The organism is Ruegeria sp. YKSF131 (assembly GCF_059612645.1).
In genome coordinates this window covers 1-24,450 of record NZ_JBXWQZ010000023.1, presented here as the reverse complement: position 1 = coordinate 24,450, position 24,450 = coordinate 1, and the positions used below count along the sequence as shown (strand labels likewise).

The 24,450-nt window shown below is 57.0% G+C and carries 27 protein-coding genes; 14 read left to right on the top strand and 13 right to left on the bottom strand.

Going from position 1 to position 24,450, the window contains the following annotated elements:
• The first annotated feature begins 211 nt into the window (after positions 1–211).
• Positions 212–529: an ArsC/Spx/MgsR family protein gene (locus AC2FLZ_RS10365; protein WP_480473464.1), complete on the top strand. Its 318-nt coding sequence runs from the start codon at positions 212–214 to the stop codon at positions 527–529.
• A gap of 41 nt (positions 530–570) precedes the next feature.
• Positions 571–939 carry a hypothetical protein gene (locus tag AC2FLZ_RS10360; protein WP_480473463.1) on the top strand — a complete coding sequence of 123 codons (369 nt, stop codon included), beginning with the start codon at positions 571–573 and terminating at the stop codon, positions 937–939.
• 1 nt (position 940) lies between these two features.
• On the opposite strand, the gene AC2FLZ_RS10355 is transcribed toward AC2FLZ_RS10360, so the two are convergent.
• The 5 genes from AC2FLZ_RS10355 to thrS all read right to left on the bottom strand — a co-directional run bounded on the left by AC2FLZ_RS10355 (position 941) and on the right by thrS (position 5,626).
• Positions 941–1,459: a DoxX family protein gene (locus AC2FLZ_RS10355; protein ID WP_480473462.1), complete on the bottom strand. Its 519-nt coding sequence runs from the start codon at positions 1,457–1,459 to the stop codon at positions 941–943.
• Positions 1,456–2,217: an HvfC/BufC family peptide modification chaperone gene (locus AC2FLZ_RS10350; RefSeq protein WP_480553827.1), complete on the bottom strand. Its 762-nt coding sequence runs from the start codon at positions 2,215–2,217 to the stop codon at positions 1,456–1,458. Before AC2FLZ_RS10350 ends, AC2FLZ_RS10355 begins: the two co-directional genes overlap by 4 nt.
• Positions 2,214–3,071, bottom strand: a complete 858-nt coding sequence (bufB, locus tag AC2FLZ_RS10345) for an MNIO family bufferin maturase (protein WP_480553826.1) — start codon at positions 3,069–3,071, stop codon at positions 2,214–2,216. The genes AC2FLZ_RS10350 and bufB overlap by 4 nt, the downstream gene beginning before the upstream one ends.
• 72 nt (positions 3,072–3,143) lie before the next feature.
• Positions 3,144–3,446, bottom strand: coding sequence for a BufA1 family periplasmic bufferin-type metallophore (locus AC2FLZ_RS10340; RefSeq protein WP_267365389.1), 303 nt, complete (start codon positions 3,444–3,446; stop codon positions 3,144–3,146).
• 221 nt (positions 3,447–3,667) lie between these two features.
• The gene (gene thrS, locus AC2FLZ_RS10335; RefSeq protein ID WP_496882164.1) at positions 3,668–5,626 is read right to left on the bottom strand and encodes a threonine--tRNA ligase; all 1,959 of its coding nucleotides are present in this window, start codon (positions 5,624–5,626) and stop codon (positions 3,668–3,670) included.
• A gap of 194 nt (positions 5,627–5,820) precedes the next feature.
• Between thrS and AC2FLZ_RS10330 the strand changes: the two genes are divergently transcribed.
• From AC2FLZ_RS10330 to AC2FLZ_RS10310, 5 genes are all read left to right on the top strand, one after another.
• The gene (locus tag AC2FLZ_RS10330; RefSeq protein ID WP_496882163.1) at positions 5,821–6,570 is read left to right on the top strand and encodes an alpha/beta hydrolase; all 750 of its coding nucleotides are present in this window, start codon (positions 5,821–5,823) and stop codon (positions 6,568–6,570) included.
• On the top strand, positions 6,570–7,562 hold the full coding sequence (locus tag AC2FLZ_RS10325; protein WP_496882162.1) for an alpha/beta hydrolase: 993 nt from the start codon (positions 6,570–6,572) through the stop codon (positions 7,560–7,562). The genes AC2FLZ_RS10330 and AC2FLZ_RS10325 overlap by 1 nt, the downstream gene beginning before the upstream one ends.
• A gap of 41 nt (positions 7,563–7,603) precedes the next feature.
• A complete protein-coding gene (locus AC2FLZ_RS10320) occupies positions 7,604–8,218 on the top strand; it encodes a hypothetical protein (RefSeq protein ID WP_496814346.1) in 615 nt (204 codons plus the stop codon).
• Positions 8,219–8,301: 83 nt separating this feature from the next.
• Complete coding sequence (locus AC2FLZ_RS10315; RefSeq protein WP_496882161.1) at positions 8,302–8,838, top strand: alpha/beta fold hydrolase; 537 nt, start codon at positions 8,302–8,304, stop codon at positions 8,836–8,838.
• A gap of 42 nt (positions 8,839–8,880) precedes the next feature.
• A complete protein-coding gene (locus AC2FLZ_RS10310) occupies positions 8,881–9,018 on the top strand; it encodes an alpha/beta fold hydrolase (protein ID WP_496882160.1) in 138 nt (45 codons plus the stop codon).
• Here the strand turns inward: AC2FLZ_RS10310 and AC2FLZ_RS10305 are convergent.
• Complete coding sequence (locus tag AC2FLZ_RS10305) at positions 9,009–9,596, bottom strand: DUF6151 family protein (RefSeq protein ID WP_496808677.1); 588 nt, start codon at positions 9,594–9,596, stop codon at positions 9,009–9,011. The genes AC2FLZ_RS10310 and AC2FLZ_RS10305 overlap by 10 nt on opposite strands.
• A gap of 5 nt (positions 9,597–9,601) precedes the next feature.
• Positions 9,602–10,873 (bottom strand): polyhydroxyalkanoate depolymerase, encoded by a 1,272-nt coding sequence (gene phaZ, locus AC2FLZ_RS10300; protein WP_480553820.1) that lies wholly within the window; start codon positions 10,871–10,873, stop codon positions 9,602–9,604.
• Positions 10,874–10,984: 111 nt separating this feature from the next.
• Here phaZ and AC2FLZ_RS10295 point away from each other — a divergent pair, with 111 nt between their 5' ends.
• The 3 genes from AC2FLZ_RS10295 (at position 10,985) to phaR (ending at position 14,052) form a co-directional block, all read left to right on the top strand.
• A complete protein-coding gene (locus tag AC2FLZ_RS10295) occupies positions 10,985–12,787 on the top strand; it encodes a PHA/PHB synthase family protein (protein WP_496882159.1) in 1,803 nt (600 codons plus the stop codon).
• A 131-nt stretch (positions 12,788–12,918) separates the two neighbouring features.
• On the top strand, positions 12,919–13,365 hold the full coding sequence (locus AC2FLZ_RS10290; RefSeq protein ID WP_209503426.1) for a phasin family protein: 447 nt from the start codon (positions 12,919–12,921) through the stop codon (positions 13,363–13,365).
• 135 nt (positions 13,366–13,500) lie between these two features.
• Entirely contained in the window at positions 13,501–14,052 is a 552-nt protein-coding gene (gene phaR, locus AC2FLZ_RS10285; protein ID WP_480473452.1) for a polyhydroxyalkanoate synthesis repressor PhaR, read from the top strand.
• A gap of 48 nt (positions 14,053–14,100) precedes the next feature.
• Here the strand turns inward: phaR and AC2FLZ_RS10280 are convergent, their stop codons facing one another.
• The 6 genes from AC2FLZ_RS10280 to AC2FLZ_RS10255 all read right to left on the bottom strand — a co-directional run bounded on the left by AC2FLZ_RS10280 (position 14,101) and on the right by AC2FLZ_RS10255 (position 20,592).
• Positions 14,101–15,315, bottom strand: coding sequence for a DegT/DnrJ/EryC1/StrS family aminotransferase (locus tag AC2FLZ_RS10280; RefSeq protein WP_496882158.1), 1,215 nt, complete (start codon positions 15,313–15,315; stop codon positions 14,101–14,103).
• 113 nt (positions 15,316–15,428) lie between these two features.
• On the bottom strand, positions 15,429–16,733 hold the full coding sequence (locus AC2FLZ_RS10275) for an NAD(P)/FAD-dependent oxidoreductase (protein ID WP_496882157.1): 1,305 nt from the start codon (positions 16,731–16,733) through the stop codon (positions 15,429–15,431).
• An 8-nt stretch (positions 16,734–16,741) separates the two neighbouring features.
• Positions 16,742–18,100, bottom strand: a complete 1,359-nt coding sequence (locus tag AC2FLZ_RS10270) for a glutamine synthetase family protein (RefSeq protein ID WP_480621997.1) — start codon at positions 18,098–18,100, stop codon at positions 16,742–16,744.
• Entirely contained in the window at positions 18,100–18,780 is a 681-nt protein-coding gene (locus AC2FLZ_RS10265; protein WP_480473448.1) for a type 1 glutamine amidotransferase, read from the bottom strand. Before AC2FLZ_RS10265 ends, AC2FLZ_RS10270 begins: the two co-directional genes overlap by 1 nt.
• Positions 18,781–18,839: 59 nt before the next feature.
• Entirely contained in the window at positions 18,840–20,159 is a 1,320-nt protein-coding gene (locus AC2FLZ_RS10260; protein ID WP_480517565.1) for a glutamine synthetase family protein, read from the bottom strand.
• Between the two features lie 67 nt (positions 20,160–20,226).
• Entirely contained in the window at positions 20,227–20,592 is a 366-nt protein-coding gene (locus tag AC2FLZ_RS10255; RefSeq protein WP_480517563.1) for a hypothetical protein, read from the bottom strand.
• A gap of 24 nt (positions 20,593–20,616) precedes the next feature.
• Between AC2FLZ_RS10255 and dusA the strand changes: the two genes are divergently transcribed.
• The 4 genes from dusA to AC2FLZ_RS10235 are packed head-to-tail and all read left to right on the top strand — an operon-like array spanning position 20,617 to position 23,953.
• Positions 20,617–21,567, top strand: a complete 951-nt coding sequence (dusA, locus tag AC2FLZ_RS10250; protein WP_480517561.1) for a tRNA dihydrouridine(20/20a) synthase DusA — start codon at positions 20,617–20,619, stop codon at positions 21,565–21,567.
• A 17-nt stretch (positions 21,568–21,584) separates the two neighbouring features.
• A complete protein-coding gene (locus AC2FLZ_RS10245) occupies positions 21,585–22,409 on the top strand; it encodes a sulfite exporter TauE/SafE family protein (protein ID WP_480545360.1) in 825 nt (274 codons plus the stop codon).
• Positions 22,406–23,188 (top strand): hypothetical protein, encoded by a 783-nt coding sequence (locus tag AC2FLZ_RS10240; RefSeq protein WP_480517557.1) that lies wholly within the window; start codon positions 22,406–22,408, stop codon positions 23,186–23,188. The genes AC2FLZ_RS10245 and AC2FLZ_RS10240 overlap by 4 nt, the downstream gene beginning before the upstream one ends.
• 39 nt (positions 23,189–23,227) lie before the next feature.
• Positions 23,228–23,953: a SpoIIAA family protein gene (locus AC2FLZ_RS10235; RefSeq protein ID WP_480896687.1), complete on the top strand. Its 726-nt coding sequence runs from the start codon at positions 23,228–23,230 to the stop codon at positions 23,951–23,953.
• Positions 23,954–24,450: the final 497 nt, after the last annotated feature.

Below are 24,450 nucleotides of genomic sequence, written 5' to 3'. Positions count from 1 at the left end.
CGTGTCTCCTTCTACTTACGCATTGTCCCACAAATTGGTGGGGGCTGTGGTCAGCGTCACCACACAAAAAAACTGCGTAGCGCATGCTGAACAGTCCAATTCGTGCGTTTCGCCTTTTTCAACATTGCACGGTGAAGTAAAAAATCAAGAATAACCGCAAGAAACGGGCAAGATTGCCTAAAAAGGAAGCAAGGGCAGGAGCGTCAAAGACATGCAGCTTTATGGATTGAAAAACTGTGACACCTGTCGCAAGGCATTGAAATCACTTCCAGACGCCAAGTTTTTTGACGTACGCAGCGACGGTGTGCCGGATTCGGTGCTGTCACGGGCCTTTGCTGAGTTCGGCAATGACTTGCTTAATACCAGATCGACGACATGGCGCGGATTGGACGAAACCCAGCGTGCCAAGGCCCCTTTGGAGCTTTTGAGAGAGCATCCGGCCCTGATGAAACGCCCACTGATCGAAGCGGATGGCAGGCTGTTGTTGGGCTGGACGGCTGAAACCCGTGCTCAGCTTGGCATTTCTTGAACGAGTGCCTATCTGCCTGAAAGCAACAATGAGGATTTTCAATGCGTAATGCCGCAATGTTATTGGGTGTAATCGCCGGGTTGATCGGCATGATCGTCGGGTTCTTCGGCTATGCGAAGGTGGTCGTGGTTGACCATGTCGGTGAAATTGAAGGCATGCTAAGCCAGGTCGACAATCCTGATCTGGTGCAAGCCATTTCGATTATCGCGCCCCTCTTGGCAATCGCGGGCGGGGCCATGGCGCCAGCGCGCGCGTTGATTGCCGGGGTCTTGTTGCTGGTGTCGGCGGCCGCGATGTACTACGCGTTCGGCTTTGGTGTTTTCACCATGTTCCCGATCACATTTGCTGCTGTCGCCGGAGTACTTGGGCTGGCCGCAGGAAAACCGGACCAGCCCAAGGCGCATTTCTAAGTTACTTAAGGCGCAGGATCCGGTCGAGTGAGATCGGGCCTGCGCCGTTGACGACGATCACCAGCATCAGGAAGGTCCACATCGTGCGCTGATCCATCAGGGACGGGGCCGCGTCGAACAGGCTGCCCAGTTTCACGCCATGTCCGGTGACGTCGACAAGGGTCTGCACCCAGATAAAACCGATCATGCCCAAAGCCGCCAGACGCGAGAACAGTCCAACCAGAAGAAGCGTCGGAAGCACAAATTCTGCAACCGTTCCCATGAAGATGACGATGCGTTGGAAGAACGTCATTTGGGACACGTCATAAAGAACAGCTTCTGCCGCTTTGGGGAAAATCTGACCAAAGGCACCTGCCGAAGGCGAAAAGATCGACCCGTCGATCTTCAGCATGGCTGAGTTCCAGTAATAGACCAGAAGAACCGCAACAAAGACCAGCCGTGCCAGCGTAGGGGTCAACCAGCCAGACGCAAAGTCCAGTTTTCCCATGGTGTTATTGTAGGTTGAGATCAGAGCAGTCATGTCTTGGGCCTTTCGATAGTCACAGAGGTTATTGAACCACCCTTCAGAAGCAGCGCCAGAGTGGTTCCAAGATCAAATTCAGGCAGTTCAGCAGTCGTTTTTTCAAATGCCCCGCCGATTGTGTCGCCGTTCTGCATATAGGTGATCCAGTCTGCACCACCCGCTGGAAGCGGATTGGGTGTCGGGTCGAACTCAGCGCGCGTGATCAACACATCCTCGGCCCGTGCATCTGGTTTCGGGGCATCGGCTTCCACGTTGAAGCGCCAGATAGCGTGAATGGGCCAGTCCGAGCGGATCACCTGCATGGCCGGTGCAAACTGCAACCGGGCCTGCATGACCTGCTCGGGCTCGACCGCTAAAACGTCTGCCGGTGCAGGTTCGCTGTCGGCGGCGTGGTAGGACTTGCGCAAGGCAATCTCTAACCGGGCCACGTCGGGCAGATATCCGAGATGGGCAAGTTGGGGCATTCCGGCCAGAAAATCAGGAAACGCCTCGCCATAAAACATCATCAGAGGAGAGGAGGGCGGGTGTTGACGCAGGAAAATCCCGGCCAGCCCATCCATGTTCTGCGCCCCTAGCAATTTGGCAATCACGGGAAACGCCTGATGCATCGCTTCGGTCAGCGACACCGCAACATTGTTGCGGTACACGCTGAACCGGCGACCGGCGGGGCGCGCGCCACCGTCCAGCAATCCGCCGGGAACGGGCGCTGACGCATCCATCATGGCCGCGCGGAATTCAGATTGCGAAACGCTCATACCGGTATCCGGTCCAGTGCGGATTGCGCGCGAACGGCCTCATTTCGGAGAACGGGCCAATCCGGCACATCAGTGTCCCATTCGATCAGAATGGGTTTTGGCCCCGAACGCTCCAGCACATAATCCAGCAGGGTCCACACCGGATCGACCACTTCACGTCCGTGACTGTCGATCAGCAGCGGATGACCGTGGTCGTCTTCATCCTCATCATGGCCGCCAAGGTGGATTTCCGACACTTTTTCAAGCGGATAGGCGTCAATATAACCTTGCGGCGAGAAATCCAGATTGGTGGCCGAGACAAAGACATTGTTTACGTCCAGCAACAAGCCGCAACCGGTGCGCCTGGCAATCTCCCTCAGGAAATCAGGTTCGGACCAGGTGCTTTCCTCGAAGGCCAGATAGCTGGACGGGTTTTCCAGCAGCATCTGGCGCCCGACCGTGTGCTGGACCTGGTCGATATGTTCACAAACCCGCGCAAGAGTTTCGTCGGTATAGGGAAGGGGCAGCAGGTCGTTGTAAAAATGGCTGTCATGGGTGGACCAGGCCAAATGTTCGGAAAAGCTTGCAGGGTTCAGCCAGCCTACCAGGTGTTTTAGCCGGGCCAGATGATCAAGGTCCAGCGCGCCTTCACCGCCAATGGAAAGGCCAACGCCATGGACCGAGATTGGGAACTTTTCGGAGAGGTGGCGCAGCTGCGCCAAGGGCCGCCCGCCGTCGCCCATATAGTTCTCGGCATGGATTTCCAGCCATGCAACAGGCTGTGCGTGTTCAAGTATCTGAGCAAAATGTTGCGGTTTGTAACCTACGCCCGGCGCTGCAGGCAGGCGGTTTGACCGGTGGGTGTCATCCAACATGAGCCAGTTCCTCGATCACGAAAGGGAAAGGGCGGGCGATGGTGCCCGCCCCTTGAAATCGTCAGGCCAATCTTATGCCGGCAGGTCGCGTTCCAGCGCTTCCAATGAACCTTTGCGCGGCGTGCCGTTTGCTTCCGCAGGAAGTTCGATGTCGGCGCAAGTGCCTGCGTCAACCAGGGTCCAGGCGTTGCCCTGATAATCAACGGTCGAGGTGCCTGCGCAGGTGGTGCCGGGGCCTGCGGCACAGTCGTTCTGGCCGGCCAGCGATACACCATAGCACTTTTCTTTTGCCTGTGCGCTTGCTGTGGTTGCGGCACCCGATACGGCGGCTGCGACTGCGGTTGCGATAACCAGGGATTTAGCTGTTTTCGACATCTCGGTAATCCTCTTGATGACTGGGTATGTCTGCTTGTGACAATGACAAAGGTAGTGGCTTGGTGGGTAGAGTTGAATTCACGAGCCCGTGTCTCACAAGCGCGTCATGGGGCGGCCTGCCCCCTTGTAGCGTAATACATTGTTTTTGATGAAGAAAGGGTGAAATGTTACAATCCGACCCCATAAGAGGGGTCGGATTTTTTTGGATATGGTGCTGTTTGTTACAGCAGATCTGGCGGGGTGGCGGCGCGTGCCAGCTCTTTTGTTACAACATCAAGCGGTTGTACCTGAGTCTGTTTTTCACCCAGTCGCCGCACGCTTACGGTGCGCTCGTCAACTTCACGGTGACCGACGGCCAGAATTACAGGCACTTTGCCGACCGAATGCTCACGGACCTTGTAGTTGATCTTTTCATTGCGGATGTCAGCCTCGGCCCGCACACCTGCCGCGCGCAGGGTTTCGACCACTTTGGCGACATAGTCGTCCGCGTCGGACGTGATGGACGCGACGACGACCTGACGCGGGGCCAGCCAGAACGGCAATTTGCCTGCGTGTTCCTCGATCAGGATACCGATAAAGCGTTCGAAGGATCCCAGCGTGGCGCGATGCAACATGACGGGGCGGTGTTTGGCCCCGTCGGCGCCGATATAGGTGGCGTCCAGCCGTTCGGGCAGAACGAAATCGACCTGGAAGGTGCCGCATTGCCAGTCACGCCCGATGGCGTCCGTCAGAACGAATTCCAGTTTCGGACCATAGAATGCACCTTCGCCCGGGTTCAGTTCCGGTTCGATCCCGGCGGCACGGGTGGCGGACAAAAGTGCCGCTTCTGCCTTGTCCCATACCTCGTCCGATCCGGCGCGGGTTTCGGGACGGTCAGAGAATTTCACCGAAAAATCCTCGAACCCCAGATCCTTGTAGATCACGCTGAGGAAACGGATGAATTCGGCGGTCTCCGCCTCGATCTGTTCTTCGGTTGAAAAGATATGGGCGTCGTCCTGCGTGAACCCGCGCACCCGCATGATGCCATGCAATGCACCAGAGGGTTCGTAACGGTTACACGATCCGAACTCGGCCATGCGCAGCGGCAGGTCGCGATAGGATTTCAGGCCTTGCTTGAAAATCTCGACATGGCAGGGGCAGTTCATCGGTTTGAGCGCGTTGACGGCCTTTTCGCGGGCATGTTCCTCGTCGACTTCGACGATGAACATGTTTTCCTGATATTTGTCCCAGTGGCCTGATCGTTCCCACAGTTTGCGGTCAACGACCTGCGGCGTGTTTACCTCGACATACCCACCCTTGCGCTGCTGACGTCGCATGTAGTCCTGCAACTGGGTGTAGATGGTCCAGCCATTGGGGTGCCAGAAAATCTGACCGGGGGCTTCTTCCTGCATGTGAAACAGGTCCATCTCTCGGCCTAGTTTGCGGTGGTCGCGCTTTGCGGCCTCTTCCAGCATATGAAGGTGGTCTTTCAGTTTTTCCTTGCCGGTGAAGGCCACGCCGTAGATGCGTTGCAGCATCGCGCGGTTGCTGTCGCCGCGCCAATAGGCACCGGCGATGGACATCAGCTTGAACGCATCACCGGGAACCTGACCGGTATGTTGCAGATGGGGACCGCGGCACAAATCCTGCCAGTGGCCGTGCCAGTACATGCGCAACGGCTCGTCCCCGGGAATGGCTTCGATCAGCTCAACCTTGTAGGGCTCGTTATTGGCCTTGTAGAACTCGATGGCCCGCTCGCGATCCCAAACCTCGGTGGTGACAGGATCGCGCTTGTTGATGATCTCTTTCATCTTTTTCTCGATGAGGCCAAGATCTTCGGGCGTGAACGGTTCTTCCCGGTCGAAGTCATAATACCAGCCGTTTTCGATAACGGGGCCGATGGTGACCTTGGTCGCAGGCCAGATTTCCTGCACGGCGCGGGCCATGATGTGGGCCAGATCGTGACGGATCAGCTCGTTGGCCTGTGCGTCATCCTTCATGGTGTGGATGGCAATCTGTGCATCGGCTTCGATCGGCCATTGCAGGTCCCAGTGTTTGCCGTCAACGGTGGCCGAGATGGCCTTTTTGGCCAGCGAACTTGAAATATCGGCAGCCACCAGCGCAGGCGTAACCCCTGCGTCATAGGAACGTGCATTGCCATCTGGGAAAGTGAGAGAGACGGATTTTGAATGCAGGGCCATTTCGGCTCTCCTCGTCGGTTTGGCGCCCACTGAACGCCCGGTTGCGGGTTATTTGCGTCTGGCTGATGTGGCAGGTGCAGCAATTCCTGTCAAGGGTCGCAGGGTACGGTCACTGACGCCACGACACCCCGAATTCGGGAATTGCGACCAACGGGCTGCCGTGCATGATGTTCCCCAAAGCATAAGAGGGTTTCATGGCGGCGACGGATTTTCTGGAAACAGCACAAGGGCGAAAACTGGCCTATCACAAAACCGAAGGCTCAGGGCCGACCCTGGTTTTTCTGGGTGGGCTTATGTCGGATATGGAAGGCACCAAGGCAGCCCATCTGGAAGCTTGGGCGCAGGCGCGGGGGCGGGCCTTTTTGCGGTTTGATTATTCCGGTCATGGCGAAAGCTCTGGCGCGTTCAAGGATGGCTGCATTGGGGATTGGCATGAGGACACTATCGCTGCGGTCGATGCCTTGACCAAGGGGCCGCTGATCGTTGTCGGCTCGTCCATGGGGGGGTGGCAGGCGCTTTTGCTGGCCAAGGCCCTGCCGGACCAGATTGCAGGTATGGTCACGATCGCCGCCGCGCCGGATTTCACGGAAGATGGCTATTGGGCATCCTTCACCGATGACCAGAAAGCCGCCCTGGAAACTGTCGGGCATGTCGAGTTGCCGTCCGATTACATGGAACCTTACATCGTCACCAAACGGATGATCGAAGATGGGCGGCAGCGCCTTGTACTGCGCGACACGTTGAACCTGCCGTTCAAGGTTCGTTTCCTACAGGGAACAGCGGATACAGCCGTTTCGACTGAAACGGCCGTTAGGTTGCTGGACCACGCAACAGGGCCGGACATGCAGCTTCTTTTGGTCAAGGATGCCGATCACAGGTTCTCGGATGATGCATGTCTTGGCTTGATCGAGGCGGCGGTTCTGGATGTGTTGGGAGACGCGTGATGCGGCGTTTGGGATGGCTTCTGGGGCGCTTGTTCCTTGCGTTTATTGTCATCGGCGGCCTTATCTACTGGTTTGGTCCGCGCGAAGAGGTGAACCTGAGCCCAAGCTTTGATCCGCGCAAGTTCGGTGAGGGCGTACAGGTTTATTTCGAAAGCACCGAAGCCGCGTTTGACGATATCGTTCCGGGTGTCGAAAAACGAGTGATCTGGCAGGATGGCTTTAACGAACGGCGCACCCCGTATTCCGTTCTTTACATCCATGGCTTTTCAGCAAGTTCCGAGGAAATCCGGCCAGTACCAGACCTTGTAGCAGACGCGCTGGGGGCCAATCTGGTTTACACACGCTTGCAAGGTCACGGGCGAACCGGATCAGCCATGGCAGAAGGCACTGCCTCGGGCTGGATGCTGGACACTGCCGAGGGATTGGCAGCCGCACGTGCTGTTGGGGACAAGGTCATCGTGATCTCAACGTCGACCGGTGCGACGCTTGCAGCCGCCGCCGCTTTGGATGCCAGCCTCAGCAAAGATGTTGTCGGCATGGTCTTTGTCTCACCTAATTTCGGGGTCAACACGTCTGCGGCCTGGATCCCCACTTTGCCATGGGCAAGGGATTGGTTACCGGTCCTGATGGGGGACGAACGCGATGTATCGGGGTCAGACCCGGAGAAGAACAAATATTGGTCTACTGTCTATCCGTGGGAATCGGTCGTGCCGATGTCCGTTCTGGTTGAAAAAGTCTATGCGCTGGATTTCTCGAATGCCCTGGTGCCCGTGCTGTTCTGGTTCTCGGACAACGATCAGGTGGTGCGCCCTGACCGAACCCACGAGGTCGCCAAAGCGTGGGGTGCGCCAGCATCCGTTAAACTGGTGACAATGGCCCCCGAAGATGATCCGTCATCCCATGTTATTGCCGGTCGCCTGATGTCTCCAGGGCAGACCGACGCGGCTGTGGACGGTATTCTGGATTGGCTAAAAGGGCTGGGGGTGGAATGATGGCGGCCTCGGGTCGAGGGACGATGCGAAAGCCGGGCAGTATGTGGAGCCTTGAGACGTTGGGGCGCGTTCGTCTGTCCCGGTATTTCTTCATGCGCGATTTCCTCTATTCCGAGATCGGGAACTTTCACCAGAAACAGAACATTCCAGACAACCCGGATCTGGCTATCGAGACGGGACGTGCGTTCTGTGAAACTCTGCTGGACCCGCTGGAAGAGACCTTTGGCAGGATCGCCGTGCGCTCGGGCTATCGCTCACCGTCGCTAAACAGGTTTGGCAATGAAAACAAACTGAACTGTGCCCGAAATGATCACCCGTTGGAATGCCACATCTGGGATCGTGGGGCCGGGGACGCGAGGATTGCCGGGGCGTCTGTTGTAATTCCCTGGTTCGCGGATCAGTATGCGCAGGGCAGGGATTGGCGGGATCTGGCATGGTGGATGCATGATCACCTGGATTACTCCGAGATCTGGTTTTTTCCGAAACTCTGCGCTTTCAATCTGGTGTGGCGCCCTAAACCGCAGCGCCGGATTGACAGCTACATTGCGCCACGCGGATGCCTGCTGAAACCGGGCGCTGAGCCCGAGGAAAGTGCAGCTTCACGGCGGTCCCGCTATGCTGACTTTCCGGCTTTTCGGGCAATCGCCTATCCGTGACGTTCCGCTGGTTTGAATGTGATAAACTCTCAACCTGACTACAAACCCAAAGGCTCGGAATACCGAGCGCATGGAGGCCCCGTGTGATCGAGCCGCTGGTACTGCTACCTGGACTGATGTGTGATGCCCGACTGTATCGCCCTCAGATCGAGGTGATTTCGCGGACGCGACCCGTAACCGTTGCGCCGATTTCCGCAGGTGAGCGTATCGAAGAGATCGCCTCGGGTCTGCTGGACCAGCTTCCACATCGGTTTGCACTGGCTGGATTAAGCATGGGTGGTGTGGTGGCGTTAGAGCTGATCCGCCGGGCGCCGGAACGTGTGTCACGCCTGTGCCTGATGGCCACTGATGCACAGGCGGACACGCCTCAAATGGCTGCCAGTCGCGAAGACCTGATCATTGGCGCGCAGGGTGGCCGGTTGGAGGAGGTCATGCGGAAACTTGTGGGGTCCGACACGCTGGCACCGGGCCCGCAGCGTATTCCCATCCTGAACGGCTTGTTGGCAATGGCACAGGATTTGGGTGTTGAAACCTTCGTGCGTCAGATGCGTGCTCTGCAACGCCGCCCGGATCAACAAGCCGCATTGCGTCGCATCAAGGTGCCCACGTTGGTTCTGTGAGGTGCGCATGACACTATGACACCGGTCAAACGGCATTCTTTCATGGCAGAGCTCATACCCGGAGCGGAACTGCTGGTTATTGAAAAGGCTGGTCACTTGCCGACACTGGAGACGCCCGACATCGTCAATGAGGCGCTGCAAACCTGGTTGGACGCCCAGCAACGGTTTGATTATTGGTAAAGCGTCGCGCGTTCAGTCTTTGAAATGACAGTTGGCATAACCACGGGCTCACCGGTATTCCGGTCGAAAAACGGTGTGTACTTCCACCGCCCGGACAGGCGCGATCCGGCGGCCCTGCGCAACAGGCCAAAAATGGCGGCGCCGGGATTTTCGTGCTTTTGCTTTCCGTTTGGTTGGGGAACAAACCCGCGTGTCGTGACGGGTCCTAGCGCCGAAGCACCACCCGCAACCCGGCCGACGATAACGCCAGCAAACGGGAGTTTCGCGGTTTTGGGCGTTGCCGCCAAAGGTGCGTTACAGCAACTGGCGTACCAACGCAGCATGCCCTTGGGGCTGAGTTGCATCGCCGCAAGATACTGACTTCCTGTGCTGATTTCGATCTCATCCGGTGCGATCTGAAAAATCCCGACAGGTCCGGGTGCGGGGTCCGGTTGCTTGAAATACAGTTGAGCGGCTCGGCAATCATTGCAGAAACACTCAACATGTGTGCCTTGCCTAACACCGCGGGTTGAAATACGTCCCTGCAAGTTGCCGCATAGACAGGAAAAGGCGAGGCCATTTTGCGCTGACCCGCTCATGTCGGTTAGGCTACCTTGTTGGAGTTGGCCGCGCGACGGTTTGGTTTTCGCGCGTTTTCGTTCATGAAATCAATCACAAGAGGGCGAATGTTGTCGCGCCAGCTGCGGCCTGCGAAGATACCATAATGACCGGCACCGGGTTCGACGTGGCTTGCCTTTTTGCTGTCCGGCAGGCCGGTGCACAAATCCAGCGCGGCAATACACTGGCCGGGTGCGGAGATGTCATCATTTGCACCTTCGACAGTCTTCACCGCAACATCGGTAATCTTACTGATGTCCACCTTGTGACCCGCGACCACGAACTCGTTTCTCGCAATCTCTCGATTTTTGAAGACCCGCTCGACCGTCGAAAGATAGAACTCGGCTGTCATGTCCATCACGGCCAGGTATTCGTCATAGAAACGGTTATGGGCATCCTGGTCCGAGGCCTCGTCCCGCATGACGCGCTGGATCTGGTCGGAAAACGCTTTGGAGTGACGATCTGCGTTCATGGACATGAACGAGGCCAATTGCAGCAGACCCGGATAGACCATACGTCCAACGCCCTTGTACTTGAAGCCAACACGCTGGATCATTGTTTCTTCCAACTGGCCCATGGTGACGCGACGACCGAAGTCTGTCACATCGGTCGGCGTTGCGTCCGGGTCGACGGGGCCACCTATTAGCGTCAGGGTGCTTGGTTGAGCTTTGGGTTCAATCTCGGCCAGGTATGCCGTTGCGGCCAAGGTCAGAGGCGCAGGCTGGCAAACGGCAACAACATGGGTGTCCGGTCCAAGCTCTTTCATAAAATCTACAAGGTAGAGCGTGTAGTCTTCGACATCGAATTTACCTGCAGACACAGGGATATCGCGCGCATTATGCCAATCGGTGATGTAGACTTCGCAATTGACCAGAAGGCTTTTGACTGTCGACCGCAGCAACGTTGCATAGTGACCGGACATCGGGGCAACCAACAGCACTTTGCGCGGTTGTTCTTTTCGGCCATTGATGCGGAAATGTACCAGATCACCAAAAGGGCGTTCCAGAACGGTCGTGATTTCAACCAGATGATCCTTGCCATCTTCGCAGGTGAACGTGCGAATACCCCAATCGGGCTTTGCAACCATCCGCTGGAACGTACGCTCGGTCACTTCACCCCAGGCGGCCATCCAGTTGAATGCGGGGTTCGGCACCATGGAAAACATCGGATAAGACGCCATCGCGCTGGCGGTTGCACCAAGCCACTGGTTGGTGTTTCGCGCAGTTTCCATCAGGTCGTAGGTCATCATGTAGCGCATAAATGGGGCCTCCTGAGTGTCAGCCTGAGAGTTCGGACCATTCGTCGCTTTGCCCCCCAGCACCCACGACGTTATTCTGCATAGCAGCGAGGTTAGGGGGGAATTGTTAAAATGACAACTAGTGAAGACCACATGCCAGACGTATCCGAAGAACATATTGAACGCCTTAAAGAAAATATGGAAAAGGTCGAGAAGCTGTCCAAGCGCCTGATTGAGGTCATGGCTGTAAAACGGCCGCACACACCCGCGCTGGACGGCCCGAATCAAGAGCTTTTCGCACGAGCAGCAAGTGCCTACTGGGCGGAGGCTTGGCAAAATCCCGCCAAACTACTGGAACAGCAGATAGAATTCTGGGGCAAGTCAGTGCTGAACTTTGCCGAGGCGCAGAAAGCGCTGACTGCGTCTGACGCGGAAGGCGAAGCCCCCAAAACAGAAGACAAGCGATTTTCGAACCCCCTTTGGGAGACCAATCCCTATTTCCGACTGATCCGCCAGCAATACCAGACCAATGCGCAAGCGATCGCGCAGGCTGTTGCGTCCGTGGACGATCTGGATGCCAAGGACAAAAGGCGGCTGCAATATTTCTCGCAGCAAATCGTCGATATGATGGCGCCGACAAACTTCCTGGCGACCAATCCGGATGCATTACAAAAAGCGGTCGAAACCGAGGGCCAGTCACTGATCAAGGGGTTGGAAAACCTTGTGTCAGATCTTGAGGCCAACAATGGCGAGCTGGTCGTCAAACTGGCAGATGAGAGTGCCTTTGAGGTCGGCGGTAACCTGGCGACGACGCCGGGGGAGGTGGTTTATCGTAACCGGATGATGGAACTGATCCAGTACAAGCCGGCGACCGAAACTGTATGTGAGACACCGATTGTCCTGTTCCCGCCCTGGATCAACAAGTTCTATATTCTGGACCTGAAAGCCCAGAACAGCATGATCAAATGGATCACCGAGCAGGGATATACCCTGTTTGTAGTGAGCTGGGTCAATCCGGACGAAAGCTATGCCGAAACCGGCATGGAAGACTACATTCAGGACGGTTTCCTGACCGCGATCGAGGCGGCCAAGAAGATTTGCAAGGTCAAACAGGTCAACGCGGTGGGGTATTGCATTGCAGGTACCACCCTGAGCCTGACGCTGTCTCTGCTGAAACAGCGAGGAGACAAGTCGGTCAAATCGGCGACCCTGTTCACCGCATTGACGGATTTTTCCGATCAGGGAGAGTTCACGCCTTTCCTACAAAACGATTTTATCGACGGAATCGAAGAAGAAGTGAAAAAGGAAGGTGTTCTGCGGTCGTGGATCATGGCGCGCACAATGTCATTCTTGAGATCACGTGACCTTATCTATGGCCCGGCCATTCGCAGTTACATGATGGGGGAAGTGCCCCCGGCCTTTGATTTGCTGTACTGGAACGGTGACGGAGCCAACCTGCCTGCGAAAATGGCGGTGGAGTACTTGCGTGGGCTATGCCAGCGCAATGAATTCGCGACCGATGGCTTTGAGGTACTGGGGCATAAGCTGAAGCTCGGTGACGTTGATGTGCCCCTGATAGCCATCACATGCGAAACCGATCATATCGCGGCGTGGAAAGACTGCTATCGCGGTGTGCAAAAGATGGGCTCGAGATCAAAAACTTTCGTGGTTTCCGAGTCGGGTCATATTGCGGGCATTGTGAACCCGCCCAGCAAGAAAAAGTATGGGCATTACACCAACCCGGATTTGAAAACAGACGCCGCCACCTGGTTAAAGGAAGCCGATTTTCATGAAGGGTCTTGGTGGCCCATGTGGGATGCCTGGCTTAAGAAACAGTCGGGCAAGCAGGTACCGGCCCGTGAACCTGGCGATTCGAAGCACCCGAGCCTGGGTGCTGCACCCGGAACGTATGTAGTGGCAAAACCAAACGCCTGATTTCATTCTGAAACTTGATTTTTTCTGCAGCGCAGCAAGAAAAAACTTGCAATGCTGCGCTGCAGCAATCATATTGTCCTCAAGCTGATGAAACCCGGGGTGGGCCCGGACTGGCTAAAAGGATTATGACAATGGCTAAGACCCAAGACTTTACCGCGATCATGAAAGACATGATGGGTGCATTCCCCGTGGACACAACCGCAATGGAAGGCGCATTCAAATCGACCGCTTCGCTGAATGAAAAGCTGTCGGGCGTTGCTCTGGAAGCAGCAGAGAAATCGGCAGAAATCTCGAGCAAATGGACCAAAGACACGCTGGCCAAACTGACCGAGATGTCGAAAGCCAAGGCAGAGCCTGCCGACTACGCAAAAGCAGCAACCGATTTCGCAAGCGCGTCTGCTGAAGTTGCAGCCGAGAACATGGCCGCTTTCGCAGAAATCGCGAAAAAAGTTCAGACCGAAACCGTCGAACTGCTGATGGCTGCTGGTAAAGAAGCTGCGGAAGAAGCATCCGCCGCTGTTAAAAAAGCAACCAACGACGTGACCACAGCCGCTAAAAAAGCTGCTGCTGCGAAGTAAGAAAAGTCAGCGAAACGCACCCGACCCTCCCTATAGGTGCAATCGCGTTGGGCAGGTCCATTGACCTGCCCTTTCTTTTTGTGCTGCACTCGCATAACCTGTGCTGCAACGCATCATCCTTGGGGAGGGTACCCGGTGTCGGACCAAGAAAAACCGCTGCTGATCAAGCGCTATGCCAGCCGTCGGCTGTATAACACCGAGACCAGCGATTACGTGACGCTCGAAGATATCGCGGGATTCATCCGTGACGGGCGCGAAGTACAAATCATCGACCTGAAATCCGGCGACGACCTGACGCGGCAGTATCTGCTGCAGATCATTGCTGAACATGAAAGCCGCGGCGAGAATGTGCTGCCTGTCAATGTTCTGAACGATCTTGTGCGCAGTTACATGCTGCCTGGCGGGGGCATGATGCCGCAATTCCTGCAAAGCTCGTTCGATATGCTGCGCGAAAGCCAAAGCAAGATGATGGAAAACATGAACGCCATGAACCCGATGTCCCAGATGCCGGGTTTTGAAGCGTTGAAAGCACAGCAGCAGGCCTTTCTGAAGGCTATGACTGGTGGGTTGTCTGGCAGATGGTCCTCGCCAGAGAAGGAAAGCGAGAAGTCAGAGCCGAAAGAGGATCTTGACGATATCAAGAAACAGTTGGCCGAACTTCAACAGAAGCTTTCAAAACTGAATTAAGGTGAGCCTGAGGAAAAGGCCCACCATTTTAGTGGGTCAGTTCTAATCTCAGGTGCCGTAGACCGGCATTGGGCCGGTCACTTCGCCGACCGCGGCCAGCAGAATATCGGCGATCACGTCCAGCTCTGCGCGTGTCAGGCGTACGGGCAGTCGGACGTCACACGCTTTCATCAGTATGTCACGTGTTTGCGGCAGCTCGAACGTTTCCGGCAGAAATTGCCAGTTCCAGAAAGCGCGTGCATTGTCCTGGCTCAGGCCAAAGACCTGAACTTTGACACCGCGTGCCTCGGATGCGGCGGCAAATGCGCGAATCTCGTGTTCCTGCAACCCAACCAGATTGAATTGAATAGAATCCGGCGCGCGCTGCTCGGGGGGCAAGGGCGCGGGCACATTGATATGGGGTGAGGTATTCAAGCGCCCGGCAACGTAGTCGTGATTCGCAAGACCATCGCGGACACGACGGGCCAGTTCCGGGATCTGCGGGCGGATCACAGCGGCGCTCAGGTTGTTCAAGCGCAGGTTATACAGTGGCAACTTGTTCTGCCAGCGGGCGAAGGCCTCTTCCAATTCGGGCGAGTTGTCGCCGTGCGGTCCTTTATGTTTCTTCCAGTTATGTTCGTACGCGCCCGACATGATGACGGCACGGGCCACCAGATCAGCATCGTTTGAGATCAGAATACCGCCTTCGCCCGCATTGATCATCTTGTAGGACTGAAACGAGAAACAGCCGACCTTGCCGATGGTGCCTATATTTTTGCCATGCCAGGTCGTGCCCAGCGAATGCGCAGCGTCTTCGATCACCGGGATGTCACGCGTGTCGCACAGCGCCATGATCGCGTCCATATCAGATGTGTGGCCGCGCATGTGACTGATGATCACCGCCTGAACGCTGTCGAGCTTGCCCTCGAAATCGGCCATGTCGATGCGATAATTCTCACCCACTTCGCACAGAACCGGGATGCAGTCCGCGTGAATGACCGACGAGGGAACCGCGGCAAATGTGAAGCCGGGGATCAGGACGCGCGCATCGCGCGGCAGACTCAGTGCCTTGAGCGACAGAAACAGCGCAGCAGAACAGGATGAAACAGCGAGAGCGTATTTTGTGCCCAGAAGTTCGGCAAACTCAGCCTCCAGCAAAGCCACCGGGGCATCTTGCGGGGCGGTATAGCGAAACAAGTCGCCCGACTGCATCAGGGCGTCGATGGCTTCTTTTGCTGCTTCTGGGATGGGTTCGGCGTCATGAACGTTTGGTGGAAGCGTCATATTTGGAATTCCCGAATTCTATCTTTGGTAAAGATAAAGCTATTCAGGCGGCAATCCAAGCCCTCAATCGCCGCGCCAGCGGAAATTCACCAATATGTCACAAGTAACGTGGATCAGATCCCAAGCCGGTCCCGCATGGCGAACCATGTCATTGCCAGCACAAGCAGCGGGTTGCGCAGGGTGGAGCCGCCGGGGAAGGGCAGGGTTGGCACGCGGGCCATTGTATCGAACCCTTCCGATTGGCCCTGAATGGCCAGTGCCATCAATTGCCCTGCATGGGTCGCGGTGCCTACACCATGACCGGAATAGCCGGAAGCAGACAGAATATTGGGTGCGATACGCACCAGATAAGGCATCCGCCGCATGGTAATGGCCAGCGTCCCACCCCATGCGTAGTCGATTTTGACATCGCGCAGATGTGGGAAGATTTCGGTCATCGGCTTGCGGACCTTCGCCGCGACATCCGCAGGAAAACGATAGCCATAACTTTCGCCGCCACCGAACAGAAGCCGGCCATCGGCGCTGAGGCGGAAATAGTTCACCACGAACTTGGTATCCGCGACCGCGACATCCTGAGTCAGGACCCGCGCGGCCTCGCTGCCAAGGGGTTCAGTCGCTGCGATGAAGTTGTTGATGGGCATGACACGGGCCGCGACGGTCCGGTTGAGATTGCCAAGGTAGCCATTGCAGGCCAGCACAACATGGTCGGCCCTAACGTTCCCCCTGGCGGTCCGGATCAGTGCAGGCCGGGTTTCGTCAATATCGATGACTTCGGTGCCCTCAAAAATGCGAACACCCGCTTTGGCCGCCGCCTGTGCCAACCCCAGCGCAAAATTCAATGGGTGCAAATGAGCGGCCCCCATGTCCAGATACCCGCCCTTGTAAGCGGGCGAGGGGCACAGTTTGTGGCCTTCGTCTTCATCCAGCAGCTTGATCTGGTCATACTGATAACGGTCGGACAGATGGCCTGCATGGGTGTGCAGCTCTTTTCGTTCTGAAGCTGACAGACCCAGAACCGCGACGCCGGGTTGCAGGTCGCACGCGATCTGGTGCTTGGAGATCAGTGATTTGACCAGATCCTTGGCGTCTTCGGCTAGGTCCCACAGCTTTGCAGCATCCGGGTCGCCAACAAGACGCTCGAGGTCTTCCTGATCCATCCGCTGCGCGCTGCCCAGCTGGCCACCATTGCGCCCCGAGGCACCAAATCCGACACGGTGGGCTTCAAGCAGAACGACATCGAACCCCGCCTCGGCCAGATGCAATGCTGCGGACAGGCCTGTGTAGCCACCGCCCACAACGCAGACATCCGCCGTAATATCTTCGGCCAAAACAGGAAAGCGTTCCGTTGGGTTCGCCGTCGCGGCATACCAGCTGGCAGGGTATTCGCCCTTGCGGTCATTGGAATAGAGCAGATTCACGAAAAGTCTCAGACGTTGATCAGCAGATGTTCCCGTTCCCACGGAGAGATGACCTGCAGAAATTCTTCATATTCGGCCCGCTTCACGATGCCATAGACGCGGGCAAACTCGGGGCCAAGGATTTCGTGAAGGGCTGTGGCTTCGTCAAACATATCCAGCGCATCGCCCATGACCTGGGGGATATCCCCTTCGCCTTCATAGGCGTCACCATAGAATTGACGACGCGGGCGTTCTTGTTCAACCAGACCCAGATAGCCGCACGCCAGCGACAGGGCGATGCCCAGATACGGGTTGCAATCCATACCGGCAATGCGGTTTTCGACACGGCGCGATTCAGGTCCGGACAGTGGAACGCGAATGCCTGTAGTGCGGTTGTCGCGAGCCCATTCCAGATTGATCGGCGCGGCGTGGTCTTTCACGTAGCGACGATACGAGTTCACATAAGGTGCCATCACGGCCAGACCGGCGGGCAGATGGTTCTGCAACCCGGCAATGAAGTGATAGAACGCGTCCGTTTCGCCGCCCTGCGGACCCGAAAAGATGTTCTGGCCGGTCTCCATGTCGATAATCGAGTGATGGATATGCATGGCCGAACCCGGCTCTTCCTCGATCGGTTTGGCCATGAAGGTTGCAAAACAATTGTGCCGTAACGCCGCCTCGCGGATCAGGCGTTTGAAGTAGAATACCTCATCAGCAAGTTTGACCGGGTTGCCGTGGCGCAGGTTGATCTCCAACTGGCCCGCACCGCCTTCCTGGGTGATGCCATCGATTTCGAACCCCTGATGTTCGGCAAAGTCATAGATATCGTCGATGACCGGGCCGAACTCGTCCACCGCGGTCATCGAATACGCCTGCCGCGCCGCAGCTGGGCGGCCAGAACGCCCCATCATCGGCTTGATTTCCTGTGCGGGATCGACGTTGGGGGCGACCAGAAAGAACTCCATTTCTGGCGCAACAACCGGTTTCCAGCCTCGGTTGTGATACAGCTGGACCACGCGTTTCAACACGTTACGGGGGCTATAAGGGATCGGATCACCATCCCGGTCATAGGCGTCGTGGATCACTTGCAGCGTCCAGTCCCCTGTCCAGGGTGCGGCTGAAGCCGTCGAATAGTCGGGCTTCAGGATCATGTCCTTTTCGATGAACCCGTCGTCACCTGCGGCTTCACCCCAGTCCCCCGTGATGGTCTGGAAGAATATGCTGTCAGGCAGGTGAAAATAGGATTGCTTGGCGAATTTCGTGGCAGGCACGGCCTTGCCACGTGCAATTCCGGGAAGGTCCGAGATGATACATTCAACCTCGTCCAGCCGCTGTCCGTGGAAATAGGCTTTGGCGGCTTCCGGCAGTTTATCAGTCCAATCAGCCATCAGGCTCTCTCTTTCTTTAAAAACTCGGCCATATGGCGCGCGATTGTGGCGTTGTCATCCGGGGCGGTTTCGCGATTTGCGGCCTCGCGCATCAGGTCTTCGGGGACGACGCCTTTTCCCCGTGTGCGCATCAGGCCCGCGACAAAACCATTGGTGAATTCAGGGTGGGCCTGAACCGTCCAGATCGTGTCTCCATAAGCCAGCATCGCGTTTTCGCAAAATGCGTTCTGACCAAGAACGCGCGCGCCTTCGGGCAACTCGACAACCTGATCCTGATGCCAGGCATTCAGCCAGACTGTGTTGCCGTCAAACTCGTATTCAGTGCGTCCGACGGCCCATCCGCCCTTGAACTTCTCGACCTTGCCGCCCAGTGCCTGCGCGATGATCTGATGCCCAAAGCATACGCCGATCAGTGGCTTTCCGCTTTGCTGTATCTCTCTGACCAAGTCTTCCAGCGGGGCGATCCACGGCAGGTCTTCGTACGCGCCGTGGCGCGAACCGGTTATGACCCAGCCATCTGCGTCATCCGCGCCGCTTGGGAATATGCCGTCGACCACGGCGAAGGTCTGGAACTCAAATCCGTTGCCACCGAGAAGTGCAGGAAACAGCTCATCATAGTCGCCGAATTCGCCATGCAACGCATCTGGTGTGTGGCCGGTTTGTAATATGCCGATTTTCATGTGTCACCAAATTTGATCAAATTAACTCTAGCTGAGTCCGAATGAGGCGGCAAGGGGGGTCAAACCGCTTCGAGATAGCTCAGCCAGTGATCTTCAGGAGCGATACGCTCAAATCGTTCAATTTCCTGTCGCTTGGTCATGATCAGGTACTGGATCAGATCCGCCGGGAAAAGCCGGGCGACCAGGGGGTCGGTCTCAAATCTGTCAATTGCGGCCGCCCAGTCTGGCATCAGTTGAGGCAGGTCTTCGATATCGTAGGCATTGCCTGTGATCGGGGCAGGGGGCCGCAGACCGTCTTCGATCCCGGCAAGGGCTGCACCCAAAACCGCGGTCAGCATCAGGTAGGGGTTGATGTCGCCACCTGCGACGCGGTGTTCGATGCGCCGCGCTGCGGTTGCCCCGCCCGGGATGCGAATTGCGGCAGTTCTGTTCTCATAGGCCCAGCAGGCCCCGGTCGGGGCATGCGCACCCGGTACAAGCCGGGTGTAAGAGTTGCCGTGGGGCGCAAAAATCAACGTGCTGCCTGGCATGGCCGCCACACAACCCGCGACGGCGGAATGCAGAATGCCGGTCCCTTCAGGCCCGCCATTGTCAAACACATTGCGCCCCCGATGGTCCAGCACCGAGAAATGCACATGCATCCCATTGCCTGCATCATCTGCATAGGGTTTCGACATGAATGTTGCGGCAAACCCGTGTTTGCGCGCCAGGCCACGTGTCAACGCCTTGAAAAGCCACGTATCGTCGGCACAGCGCATGGCATCCTGATGATTCAGGTTGATCTCGAATTGGCCAACGCCACTTTCCGAGATGGCGGTTTGCGCGGGGATATCCATGGCGGCGCAGCCATCGTAGAGATCTGTGAAGAAATCCTCAAACGCATCCATTTCAGCGACCGACAGAACGGATTCATGCAGCAGGCGGCGCCCGGTGATCGGGTTCAACGGAGGTTGCGGTTGCGCACCCGAAGCATCGATTAGTGTGAATTCCAACTCAGTCGCCGCAACGACCGACCAGCCGCGTTTGGCATAACGGTCAAGAATGGCAGACAGAGCGTGGCGCGGATCACCCGCAAACGGGGTACCTGCATCGTCATACAAGCTCATCGGAACCAGCGCCGTTTCTTTCGGAAGCCAGGGCACAGGCACCGGGCCCCGGTCGGTTGGGCGCAGCACGCCATCCGCATCGCCGGTTTCAAACACCAGCGGGCTGCCGTGAATGTCCGCGCCCCAGAGATCGACATTGAGTGCCGAGAACGGCATGCGCACGGCGCCTTTCTCCAGCTTGCCCGCATACTCAGGGGGCACGCGTTTGCCCCGCATCTGACCGTTCAGGTCACATGCAGTCACGCGAAAACTGTGCAAGGCGCTCAGGTCCATTGGGGGCTCCGTCAATTCTGTTTCCCCGTGATGTACTTCAATGGATCAGATTTGTCACCAAATTTGATCAAATTTTGATATTTGGGACAGATGTGACTGCTCGGCATAGTTTTTGGGCGAGTACGAAATTGGTCTTGCTGTCAAAGCTCGCGCCTTGCGTTTCCTTCAGTGAAAACATCACGGAAACATCTGTTAAGCCATTGATCATATTCTCCAATGGCGTTGTCTGCGGCAAGTCAGAGAGCGGCTGGATTTTCCCAGTGTTGAAAGCGCGGCGATCGGATTTGATACGACGTCCGAACCCGCAAATCAGCTTCGTTTGCCAAGTCCTCAAGAATTGGCTTATTTTGGCGATTTTTCTATGATAGCTGCGGGTTTCGTATTCTTGAGGATGGTTGAGTTGACTGCACGTGGAAGAGATAACATTCAACACCATGCTACTCTGAGCATTGCCCCCATGATGGACTGGACCGACCGCCACTGTCGGTATTTTCATCGGCTGCTTAGCACGGAAACCTTGCTGTATACCGAGATGGTAACGGCACCGGCGCTTGTCCGAGGAGGGGCGCTGCATCTGTTGGATCATTCACCGCAGGAACATCCCGTGGCTTTGCAGCTGGGTGGGTCCGATCCGGAGGAGCTGGCGCAAGCGGCGCGTTTGGGTGCTGATGCAGGATATGATGAGATCAATCTGAACTGTGGATGCCCGTCGGACAGGGTGCAGTCTGGTACTTTCGGGGCGGTTCTGATGAAAGATCCGGCACGGGTTGCAGAATGCGTCGCAGCAATGCGCGAAGCGGCGAATGTAGATGTCACGGTCAAATGCCGCATCGGTGTGGATGACCAAGAGCCCGAAGAAGTTCTGCCTGCGTTTCTTGAGCAGATCAGTGCGGCGGGCTGTCAAAGAGTAACGATCCATGCGCGCAAGGCGTGGTTGCAGGGGCTGAGCCCTAAGGAAAACCGCGATGTTCCACCGCTTGATTATGACCTTGTGCATCGGATGAAAGCCGCGTTTGCGGATCTGCATATATCGATCAATGGTGGTATCGCCAGCTTGGATGAAGCAGCAGCACATCTGGACGCGGGTCTTGACGGTGTCATGATTGGTCGGGCGGCCTATCATCAGCCCGGTGATATCCTGGCAGATGCCGACCGGCGCATCTTTGGCGTTGGAACCGTTCGCGATCCGCTGACGGTTGTTCAAGAAATGGTGCCCTATATTGAAAGGCACCTTGCCAATGGCGGGCGTTTGCACCAGATCACGCGGCATATGCTGGGTCTCTTCGCGGGGCGCCCCGGTGCGCGGGCATGGCGGCGCGCCTTGTCCGAAGGGGCCGTGCATGAAGGGGCCGGGCCAGAAGTCATGCTACAGGCCCTGGACCATATTGCGCCGATGGTCGAGGTTTAAACGGCAAGGGGGGGACGATGCCCGAGACAGTGTTGCTGGCCCAGATGATGGGCCTTTTGCTTGTGATCGGCGCGCTGGCCGGTGTGCTTGCCGGGCTGTTGGGAGTGGGCGGCGGTATCGTTTTGGTCCCCGCGTTCTTCTATGCGTTTCAGACGCTTGGCTATGGCGGCCCGCAACTGATGCAGCTTTGTCTGGCGACGTCGCTGGCCACGATCATTGTAACGTCGATGCGGTCTGTTCTAGCCCACAACAAGAAGGGTGCCGTGGATTGGGATATCCTGCGCGGTTGGGGTCCGGGTATTGTCGTCGGCGCAATTGTCGGAGTGCTGGTCGCATCGGCGCTGCGGACCGAGGCCTTGCAGGCACTGTTCGGAATTCTGGGCATGGTGATCGGTGCCTATCTTGGGTTGGGTCGCGCAGAATGGCGGTTGGGCGACGCAATGCCCGGCGGAATCAAGCGGGCCGTCCTGTCCCCTCTGGTCGGGTTTCTTTCCGTTCTGATGGGCATCGGTGGAGGCAGTTTCGGTGTGCCGCTGATGAGCCTCTATAACACCCCTATCCACCGCGCGGTCGCGACCGCGGCCGGGTTTGGCGTGATCATCGCCGTACCCTCGGTCATTGGGTTCTTGTTTGTAGATATCGCGCCCGAGCATCGCCCCCCGTTGACCATTGGCGCGGTTAATCTTGTGGCCTTCGGGATCGTTGTCGCAATGACAATGATCACCGCGCCCTGGGGGGTAAAGCTGGCCCATGCGATGGACCCAAAACCGTTGAAACGTGTCTTCGCCGTGTTCCTGACGCTGGTCGCGCTGAACATGCTGCGCAAGGCCGTGGGCTTATGAGCGATTTTTCTGCCCGGGGCTGGGTGAAATTCCCGTATGATCCGGTTTTGGCCGAATGGGTGAACCACGCTTTGCCTGCCGCACGGGCGTCGACAACGGACCCGGCCCACGCGGAATGGTTGGATTGCGAAGGTACGTGGTTCATCGGTGTCGACGCACTATCCAATGACACGAAGGGCAGGGTCGGGCAGTCCGGGCCTCTGACCGGAAAGGCCATGGCGTTCATCGACAAACACTTTGGAGATTTACCGCTGCACAAGGGGCAGGTTTCGGTTGTTTATCCGGGTTATCCGCGCCCGCGCCGGGGCGAGAATGAAGCGGCCACCCGGTACCGTCGAAACAGGGATGCGGCCCATGTGGACGGTTTGCGCCCGACAGGGCAGGATCGCCGCCGCCGGGTTGATGAACCTCATGCCTGGATTCTGGGCATTCCACTGACTGAGGCCAGCTCAGACGCGTCTCCGATGGTGGTGTGGGACGGCAGTCATGACATTCTGCGGACCGCGTTCAGGCAGGCGCTTGAAGGGATGCCACCTGAGGTCCTGCACGAAGTAGACATAACCGACATCTACCAATCCGCCCGTCGCGAGGTGTTTGCGACCTGCCCAAGGATCGAGTTGCCTGCAAAGCCGGGAGAGGCCTATTTGCTTCACCGCCATTGCCTGCACGGCGTTGCTCCTTGGGCCGAAGGGGCGACGGCGGGGCAGGATGGTCGAATGATCGCCTATTTCCGCCCCGAATGCGCCGGTGGAGTAGCCGAATGGATCGAATCCGCCTAACGTCCTGTCATTATTTGGCTTTGGAGGTTTTGACCGATGATGACGGTTCATACGAATTCTGACGGTGCACTCATAGAAGTCGAGTTGTCGGGGCAAGTGACCAGCGCCGATTACACCAATACTCTGGTTCCCGCCATCGAGTCTGCGCTAACGGAACACGACACGGTTCGGCTACTGGCGATAATACAACCTGAATTCCAGGGGTATGATCTGGGCGCAGCCTGGTCCGACACCAAGCTGGGGTTAAGCCATTGGCGCGGTTTCGACCGGATCGCAGTTGTTGCTGATCAGGGTTGGGTGCAGACAAGCGTTCGTCTGGCGGCCCCCATCCTGCCCTGTCCGGTTCAGGTGTTTGATCTGGCCGAGCTTGAGGCGGCCCGACGCTGGATGCGCGAGTCCCTTGGGTCGATCCACGTGACTGACCTGAGCGGTCCATGTGTTCAGATCAGCCTATTGGGCAAGCTGGACCCTGAATGGTACAAACAGGCAGAACGTGATCTGGATGCAGTGTTACAGGACCGGCTAGGGTTTCGCCTGCTGATAGACCTCAGGGAGTTTGACGGCTGGCAAGGGCTGTCAGCGCTTGCGGCGCATTTTCGGTTGGCCAGCCGACATATCGGACAACTGGACCGAGCTGCCATCGTTGGGGACAAAAGCTGGCAGCGCATGGCGCAGAAGGTCGCCAGCCATGTGTTAGGGACCCGGACACAGTTTTTCCCGTCCGAAGAGTACGAGAACGCCAGGGCTTGGCTTGCCGCCGGATAAAACCTTCGACTGTGGAACGCCTGAGCAGGCAACACCCAATCGGTCAAGGTCGTGATGCAGCCTCAAATCCGGTCGTTTGATGTCAGGCATGATTCGACTGCTGACGGCGGGTTTCCCGCAGCTTCGGCCCCAGCTTTCCCAGTCCCGGCAAAGTCGGGTCGAATAGTGACGTTAGGAAATTATGTGCTTTTGAGAGTTTTTCTTGATTGAGGCGTCAAAAACGATCAAAGGCCGCGTGTTTTCCCCTACTTGTGACGGGAAATACCTTTAGCCACACCCTGTCGCTGCGGGTTACCACTCACGTTGAACCTCAATGTTCAAGAGCTAGACCCCCTCGGAGCTCGAACTCGACCCGCAGTGGCACGGTTACTGGAAACGGGACGTCCGCAATGCCACTTAAGACTTTGATCGGAAGACTCGCTAATACAAGAAAGACCAAACTTGCAGCTGACGTGCTGCAATCGGAATGCGCGCGCAATGATGATCGGCGGCCCAAA